Source organism: Variovorax sp. E3 (assembly GCF_016082275.1).
In the GTDB taxonomy this organism is placed as follows: domain Bacteria; phylum Pseudomonadota; class Gammaproteobacteria; order Burkholderiales; family Burkholderiaceae_C; genus Variovorax.
Map to the genome: position 1 here is coordinate 1 of NZ_MOWM01000237.1, position 7,633 is coordinate 7,633.

Below are 7,633 nucleotides of genomic sequence, written 5' to 3' on the forward strand. Positions count from 1 at the left end.
CGTGAAGCCGGTGCCGGTGGCGCCGCTGGTCACGCGCACGCAGGTGCAGTCGTCGCGCGCCACGGTGCGCGTGGGCATCGACCTGCTGGCGGGCGACGTGGTGGTGGCGCGGGCGCATGCGCTGCTGCTGGCCGGCAACGCGCTGGCGCTGCCGGCGGGCCTGCAGGGCTGGCCGCAACAGCAGCTGCGGCCATTGCCGCGCGACTGCAACGAGCGCGTGCGCATTCCGGGCCTGCCCGACGGCGTGTCGTTCTACGGCAGCGCCGTGGAGTCGCGCGTGGCCGAAGGCGACTCGACGCAGCCCGGCCCCTGCGGCGCCTGGTTCCGGCTGGCGGTGCCGCTGGTGGCCGGCACGGCCAACTCGCCCGCCATGCGCACGGCAGCGGCGGCCGACTTCGGCAACGGCCTGAGCTGGGTGCTGCCGGCCGAGCGCTTCCTGTTCACCAACGCCGACATGAGCCTGAACCTGTTCCGCGCGCCCGAGGGCGAGTGGATCGGCCTGCGCTCCGTCACCGAGGCGCACGGCCACGGCGCGGGGCTGACCGTGTCCCACCTCTACGACGAGCGCGGCCCGGTCGGACTGGCCACCCAGACGCTGGTGCTGCGCGAACGCGCCGCCTCCTGAACCCCGAATCGAACCTCGAACGACACCGCGAGCCCATCATGACCACACCGACCATCGGCCTCCACCCCGACAACCAGGCCCCCGAGCTCAAGGACTACAACGTCTACACCAGCGACCCCGTGCTGCGGGGCGCGGTCGCGCGCGGCGGTGCCGCGTGGCGCGACGAGGAGCTGGTGCGCCAGGGCGCGGAATACGGCGCAGAGGCCACGCTGCGCGCCGCCGAGGACGCCAACCGCCACGAGCCCGAGCTGCACACCCACTCGCGCACCGGCGAACGCATCGACCAGGTGAAGTTCCACCCCGCCTGGCACACCATGATGGCCATCGCGCGGCGCAACGGCATGGCCAACCTGCCGTTCTTCGACGAGCGGCCCTCGGCCTGGGTGGGCTACGGCGCGTCGCTGCACATGCACAGCCAGATCGAGTCGGGCTCGACCTGCCCGACCATCATGACCAAGGCCTGCATCCCGGTCATGCGCCGCAATGCCGCGCTGTATGCCGACCTGTGCGAGAAGCTCGCGTCGAACGAACACGACCCCCGCGACATTCCGCTCGCGGGCAAGACCTCGATGACCGTCGGCATGGGCATGACCGAGAAGCAGGGCGGCAGCGACGTGCGCACCAACACCACGCGCGCCGTGCCCGCGGGCAGCGGCCCGTGGGGCGACGAGTTTTTGATCACCGGCCACAAGTGGTTCTTCTCGGCGCCGATGTGCGACGGCCACCTGGTGCTGGCCAAGACCGACGCGCACGGCTCGTCGTGCTTCTTCGTGCCGCGTTGGCGGCCCGACGGCACGAAGAACCCGATCCGCATCCAGCGGCTGAAGGACAAGGTCGGCAACCGCTCCAACGCGAGCAGCGAGGTCGAGTTCGACGAGGCCTGGGGCGTGCGGGTGGGCGACGAGGGCCGGGGCATTCCGACCATCATCGAGATGGCCACGGTGACGCGGCTGGACTGCGCGCTCTCCAGCGCCGGCTTCATGCGCCATGCCTTCGCGCAGGCGCTGCACTACACGCGCAACCGTTTCGCCTTCGGCAAGGCGCTGGCCGAGCAGCCGGTGATGACCGAGCTGCTGGCCGACATGGCGCTCGAGTCCGAGAGCGCCACCTTGCTGGCGATGGGGCTGGCCTCGCGCTTCGGCTCCGACGCGCCGCTGGACACGGCGTGGCGCCGCCTGCTCACGCCCGCCGCGAAGTTCTGGAACTGCAAGCGCGCGGTGGCGCTCACGGGCGAGGCGATGGAGGTGTTCGGCGGCAACGGCTACGTGGAAGACGGCCCGATGGGGCGGCTGTTCCGCGAGGCGCCCGTCAACTCGATCTGGGAAGGCTCGGGCAACGTGATGTGCCTGGACGTCCTGCGCGCCGTGTCGCGCAACCCCGGCGACGTACAACTGGTGCTCGACCAGCTGCAGGACATCGCCACCGGCGAGCCCCGTCTGCAGGACGAACTGCAGGCGGTGCGCAGGATGACCCAGCTGCCGCCGCTGGAGCTGGAGCGGCAGGCGCGCCGCTTCACACAGCGGCTGGTGCTGGCGACGCAAGCCTGCCTGATGCTGGAGCACGCCAGTGCAGAAACCTCGGCCGCCTTCCTGTCGAGCCGCTTCGATCGCGATTGGGGCCCGGTGACCGGCATCAGTTCCGGCACCAGCGACCCGGCCGCGCTGCTGCGCGCGGCCTGGCGCTGAAGCGAAGAGCGTGCGGTCTCAGCGCCGCAGCAGCGCCTGCCGCAAGAGGCGCGCGGCGCGGTTGCGGATGCGCCCCGGCATGCCGCGCATGGTGCTCGTGCGCGGCGCCACGCGGGCGGTGGCGCAGGCCCAGAGAAAGTCGTGGAGGATGGGCGAGTCGTCGACCGTCTCGGTGCTGCCGTACTTGTGGAACTCGGGGTGCCACTGGGTCGCGGCGATGTAGCTGCGGCCCCGGTCGGGCCGGCGGCGAATGGCCTCGGGCACGCGGTCGGGCAGGCTCCAGGCCTCGATGTCGAAGCCGGGCGCGATGTCCTTCACGCCCTGGTGGTGGATGCTGTTCACGCGCGCGGTCTTCAGGTCGGGGAAGAGCTTGGACAGGCGCGTGCCCTGCACCACCTCGATCTGGTGGAAGTTCTGGTCGTAGGTCACCGGGTCGCGGTGGCGCAGGCCGCCCGCGTGCTGCGCCTCGATGTCCTGGTAGAGCGTACCGCCGAAGGCCACGTTGATGAGCTGCAGCCCGCGGCACACGCCGAAAATGGGCTTACCGGCCTCCTCGAAGGCTTCGACCAGCGCCAGGTCGTAGAGGTCGCGGATGCGGTCGCCGATCCACGCGTCCTTGAGCGGCACCTCGCCGTAGCTGCCGGGCCACACGTCGGCGCCGCCGTGCATGACCACGCCGTCGAGCCACTCGGCATAGTGCGACAGCTTGGTGTCGCCGCGCGCGGTTTCGCCGGTGGGGCAGGGCACCATCACCACCATGGCGCCGGCGGACATGAGCCAGTGCGCGATCGATTGCTCGACGTACTGCAGCGTCTTGTTGGTGAAGAGCGAACGGGCCGGGTCGGCATGCGAGAAGCAGGCGGACAGGCCGATCTTGAGCCGGGCGGAAACAGGTTGTGTCATCGCGGGACTGCCGACGGTGCGAACCGAGCGAGGGATGCGAAAAGGAAAATCCATTGTGGCTCGTTGGCCTCTCGCACGGGGTCGGACGACACGCCAAGTATGCTTTCAACGCTGCCCCAACGAATAAGGAAGACAAGCCAATGAAGACGATCAAGGGTCCGGCCATTTTTCTCGCGCAGTTCGCGGGGGACACGGCCCCGTTCAACACGCTCGACGGCATCGCGGGCTGGGCCGCCGGCCTCGGCTACAAGGGCGTGCAGATCCCCAGCTGGGACGCGCGCCTGTTCGACCTTCAGCGCGCCGCCGAGAGCAAGACCTACTGCGACGAGGTGAAGGGCACGCTGGCAAGGCACGGCCTGGAGATCACCGAGCTTTCGACCCACTTGCAGGGCCAGCTGGTGGCGGTGCACCCGGCCTACGACGCGGGCTTCGACGGCTTCGCGGCGCCCGAGGTGCGCGGCGACCCGGTGCGGCGCCAGCAGTGGGCGGTGGAGCAGCTGCACTTTGCGGCCAGGGCATCGGCCCACCTGGGGCTCACGGCGCACGCGACCTTCTCGGGCGCGTTGGCCTGGCCGTACCTGTACTCGTGGCCGCCGCGCCCGCCGGGCCTGATCGAGGAAGCCTTTGACGAACTCGCGCGCCGCTGGCGGCCCATCCTCGATGCCTTCGACGCCGTGGGCGTGGACGTGGGCTACGAAATCCACCCCGGCGAAGACCTGCACGACGGCGTGAGCTACGAGATGTTCCTGGAGCGCGTGAACAACCACCCGCGCGCCTGCCTGCTGTACGACCCGAGCCATTTCATGCTGCAGCAGCTCGACTACCTAGCCTACATCGACCACTACCACGAGCGCATCAAGATCTTTCACGTGAAGGACGCCGAGTTCAACCCGACCGGCAAGCAGGGCGTGTACGGCGGCTTCCAGAGCTGGATCAACCGCGCCGGGCGCTTCCGCTCGCTGGGCGACGGGCAGGTCGACTTCAAGGCGATTTTCTCGAAGATGGCGCAGTACGACTTCCCGGGCTGGGCCGTGCTGGAGTGGGAGTGCTGCATCAAGCACCCGGAAGACGGCGCGCGCGAGGGCGCGACGTTCATTGCGGACCACATCATTCGGGTGGCGGACCGGGCGTTCGACGACTTTGCGGCGGGTGGGGTGGATGTGGCGGCCAACCGGCGGATGCTGGGCCTGGGCTGAGGCCGGCATCGGCAGCGCCGCTCAGCGATGCAGCGGGCAGCCGTTGCGCTCGCCGCGATAGCCTGACGATGCGGCGTAGGCAGCCTTGCGCGCGCGCATCACGTGGCCCAGCGGCCGGTGCGCGGCCAGCGCGTGCCAGGGGTTGAAGGCCATGCCGTCGTCGATCTCGCGTGCCAGCGCCTCGCTCCAGCCGTCCTGCGGGTCGGCGGTGATGCGCGCGACGGGGACGAAGGGGCTCAGCGCCTGCGGCCATTCGACCGAGGCGTCTTCCACGGGCATGCGCTCCAGGTCCACGCACAATTGCGCGCGCAACTCCCACACGGCGGGGTTCGCACGGATGAAATCGGCCACCGCCTCGCGCGTGCCGTCGGGCTTGCCGGCGAGGTCGAGCGGGGCGTTCTCCAGTGCCAGCAAGGCGGGCGACACGGGCGCCAACTGCAGCTTGGCGATGTAGATGCCGTAGCGCATCGGCACCTGCGTGAAGAAGGTGGCGCCCAGCGGATGCGTTTCGGGGTGGCCGCCCAGCGCGATCAGCGTGCCGCTTTGGCCGCCGAAGGTCTCGACCGCCTTTTCCACGCCCTGCAACACGCCCGACAGCACGCGCTTGGCGTTCGGCGCCCGGTCGGTGGTGCCGGCGAGCAGCTTCAGGCTGCGCAGGAAGCCCTTGGCGTCGGGCGAGGGAAACACCGGGCCGTCGACGAACAGGAAGTCTTGCGTGGTGCCGCCTTCAGCACCCTCGACGCGCGGACCTTCGACGTCCAGCACCTTCAGCGCCATGCCGCGCGGCAGCGAGACGCGGTCGTCGAGCACCTCGGCAGGCGGCGTCGACAGGCGCATGACCACCAGATAGCGGCGTGGCGATGCGAAGAGCCCCTGCGCCAACGGCTCGGGCAGGCCGTCGAGCACACGCAGTTCGCCGAGCAGCAGGCCGTGGCTCTTGGCGTGCACCGCGCGCATTGCATGGCCGGTGTGGTCGGCCATGGTCTTTTGCATGTCGACGAGCGTGGCCACGAGGTCGGTCTGCGTCTGCGCCTCGTCGTCGCGGAAGGTTTCCACGGCGGGGTCGTAGCGCACCGGGGCCGTGCAGAGGAGTGCGGTCGTCGTGTTCATGCCGCGATTGAGCGCAGCGGCACCCGGGCCGGCTGTAGGAGCGCAACGCCAAAGCGTGCGCTCGAACGCCTGCGCGGGCGGGCTCAGAGCAGTTGCACCAGCCGCCGGACCGCCCCGTCGATCTGCGCCTCGCCGATCAGCCCGTAGCCGAACGCGAGCCCGTTGGGCACGCCCGGCGCGTGCGCATCGAGCGCAAAGCGCGACAGCGGCGGCAAGGTGATGCCGGCCGCGGCGGCGCGCTCGACCACGGTGTCGGCGCGCGTGTCGCCGCGCAGCCACGCCGACAGGTGCAGCCCGGCGTCGGAGGGAATCGCCTCGAGCGCCCCGCGCCATGCCGCGCCAGCGCGTCGAGCAGCGCGGTGCGGCGCGCCCCGTACAGCTTGCGCATCTTGCGGATGTGCCGCGCCAGGTGCCCTTCGGCGATGAAGGCCGCGAGCGCCTCCTGCCCCAGCACCGGGCCGTGCCAGTCGGCCAGTTCGCGCGCCCGCACCAGCGCCGCGCGGGCCCACGGCGGCGCGACCACGAAGCCCAGGCGCAGCGCGGGAAACAGGCTCTTGGAAAAGGTGCCGACGTAGAAGACCGACTCGGCGCGGTCCAGCGTCTGCAGCGCGTCGAGCGGGCGGCCGGCGAAGCGGAATTCGCTGTCGTAGTCGTCCTCGATGACGACCGCGTTGCGCGCCCGCGCGAAGGCCAGCAAGGCGGCGCGGCGCGGCGGCGACATCGCGACGCCGGTGGGGAACTGGTGCGACGGCGTCACGCAGACCACGCGCGCCTCGGGCGGAATGCGCTCGACGCACAGGCCCTCGGTGTCGGTCGGCACGGTGACCACTTTCGCGCCCGCGGCCAGCATCGCCTCGCGCAGCGACGGGTAGAACAGCTGCTCGACCGCGACCACGGTGCGCCCCGGCACGACGAGGATGCGCGCGAGCAGCCCGAAGGCCTGCTGCGCGCCGGCCGTGACCACGATGTCGTCGGCGGTGCAGCCGACGGCGCGCGTGAACGACACGTGCCTGGCAATGGCTTCGCGCAGCGCGGCCTGGCCCTGCGGGTCGGCGTAGTCGGCGGTCTGCCGCGCGACGTGGCGCAGCGCCCGGTCGGACAGGCGGCGCCAGATGTCGAAGGGGAAGGCGCTCACGTCGGGCAGCCCGACGCGGAAGTCGTCGCGCGACGGTTGCGGCTGCAGCGTGGGACCGAGGTCGGCGCCGGGCACGTGGAGCGGCACCAGCCGGGGGTCGCGCCTGGCTGTCGTGCTCTTGGTGGCGCGGCCGCGCCGGGAGGCGGGCAGCGTGTCGGCCACGTAGGTGCCGGCGCCGGGGCGCGCGAGCAGGTAGCCCTCGCTCAGCAGCAGGTCGTAGGCAGCGAGCATGGTGTTGCGCGACACGCCGAGCCGCTGCGCCAGCGCGCGCGTGGCGGGCAGGCGCGCGCCGGGCTGCAGCCGGCCGTCGAGGATGGCGGCGCGCAGCTGGCGGTGCAGCTCGCGCAGCAGGTCGCGCGAACCGGCGCCCGGCAGGCGGATGGCGAGTTCGAAAAGTGGCTCCATGAACTTCGCCGATTGTGGTTCTTTGAAGGAGCCAATTGCAAGCCTATTCTGAAGTCCTTGAACACTGCTTCCACGGAGTCCTTCATGAACGACACGGCGCTTCTTTCGACATCGCAACCGCCCGAACGCCTGCCCCTGAGCCTGGGTTGGCTCGCACTGGCGCCTTCGCCATCGGCACCGAAAGCTTCATGGTCGCGGGGCTGCTGCCGGTGCTGGCGGCCGACCTGCGGGTCAGCCCCACGCGGGCCGGCCAACTGGTGCTGCTGTTCGCGCTGAGCTATGCGATCGGCTCGCCGCTGATGGCCGCGCTGTTCGCGCGCTTCGGCCGCCGGCCGCTGCTGATCGCGAGCCTGGCGACGTTTTCCGCGCTCACGCTGGCGGCGTCGATGGCGCACGGCTTCACGCAGCTGGCACTGGCGCGCATTGCGCTGGGGCTGGTGGCCGGCGTGTTCTTGCCGACCGCAAGCGCCGTGGCGGCGGCGATGGTGTCGCCCGCGCTGCGCGGCCGGGCGCTGGCGATCGTGAGCGGCGGCGGCACCGTGGCGGTGGCACTCGGCGTGCCGCTGGGCGCGTG

7 protein-coding genes are annotated in these 7,633 nt (G+C 71.1%); 4 read left to right on the forward strand and 3 right to left on the reverse strand.

Features of this window, described 5'->3' with window-relative positions:
• Together BMG07_RS38610 and BMG07_RS38615 are read left to right on the forward strand one after the other, a co-directional pair.
• Positions 1 to 625: acyl-CoA thioesterase domain-containing protein (locus tag BMG07_RS38610; protein WP_198088911.1), on the forward strand; the 625-nt coding region annotated here is incomplete at its 5' end.
• A gap of 38 nt (positions 626 to 663) precedes the next feature.
• Positions 664 to 2,310 (forward strand): acyl-CoA dehydrogenase family protein, encoded by a 1,647-nt coding sequence (locus BMG07_RS38615; RefSeq protein WP_198088912.1) that lies wholly within the window; start codon positions 664 to 666, stop codon positions 2,308 to 2,310.
• Between the two features lie 18 nt (positions 2,311 to 2,328).
• Here BMG07_RS38615 and BMG07_RS38620 read toward each other — a convergent pair whose 3' ends face one another.
• A complete protein-coding gene (locus BMG07_RS38620) occupies positions 2,329 to 3,213 on the reverse strand; it encodes a gamma-glutamyl-gamma-aminobutyrate hydrolase family protein (RefSeq protein WP_198088913.1) in 885 nt (294 codons plus the stop codon).
• Between the two features lie 140 nt (positions 3,214 to 3,353).
• Between BMG07_RS38620 and BMG07_RS38625 the strand changes: the two genes are divergently transcribed.
• On the forward strand, positions 3,354 to 4,409 hold the full coding sequence (locus BMG07_RS38625; protein WP_198088914.1) for a sugar phosphate isomerase/epimerase: 1,056 nt from the start codon (positions 3,354 to 3,356) through the stop codon (positions 4,407 to 4,409).
• Positions 4,410 to 4,430: 21 nt separating this feature from the next.
• Here the strand turns inward: BMG07_RS38625 and BMG07_RS38630 are convergent, their stop codons facing one another.
• Positions 4,431 to 5,519, reverse strand: coding sequence for a catalase family protein (locus BMG07_RS38630; protein WP_198088915.1), 1,089 nt, complete (start codon positions 5,517 to 5,519; stop codon positions 4,431 to 4,433).
• Positions 5,520 to 5,655: 136 nt separating this feature from the next.
• Positions 5,656 to 7,059: a PLP-dependent aminotransferase family protein gene (locus BMG07_RS38635; RefSeq protein ID WP_269759830.1), complete on the reverse strand. Its 1,404-nt coding sequence runs from the start codon at positions 7,057 to 7,059 to the stop codon at positions 5,656 to 5,658.
• A gap of 146 nt (positions 7,060 to 7,205) precedes the next feature.
• Here BMG07_RS38635 and BMG07_RS38640 point away from each other — a divergent pair.
• The coding region (locus BMG07_RS38640) for an MFS transporter (protein WP_269759831.1) at positions 7,206 to 7,633 on the forward strand (428 nt) is incomplete at its 3' end.

Bases quoted from the DNA above. Each gene is read 5' to 3' on its own strand.
- BMG07_RS38615 (WP_198088912.1), top strand. From the start codon at position 664: ATGACCACACCGACCATCGGCCTCCACCCCGACAACCAGGCCCCCGAG.
- BMG07_RS38620 (WP_198088913.1), bottom strand. From the start codon at position 3,213: ATGACACAACCTGTTTCCGCCCGGCTCAAGATCGGCCTGTCCGCCTGC.
- BMG07_RS38625 (WP_198088914.1), top strand. From the start codon at position 3,354: ATGAAGACGATCAAGGGTCCGGCCATTTTTCTCGCGCAGTTCGCGGGG.
- BMG07_RS38630 (WP_198088915.1), bottom strand. From the start codon at position 5,519: ATGAACACGACGACCGCACTCCTCTGCACGGCCCCGGTGCGCTACGAC.
- BMG07_RS38635 (WP_269759830.1), bottom strand. From the start codon at position 7,059: ATGGAGCCACTTTTCGAACTCGCCATCCGCCTGCCGGGCGCCGGTTCG.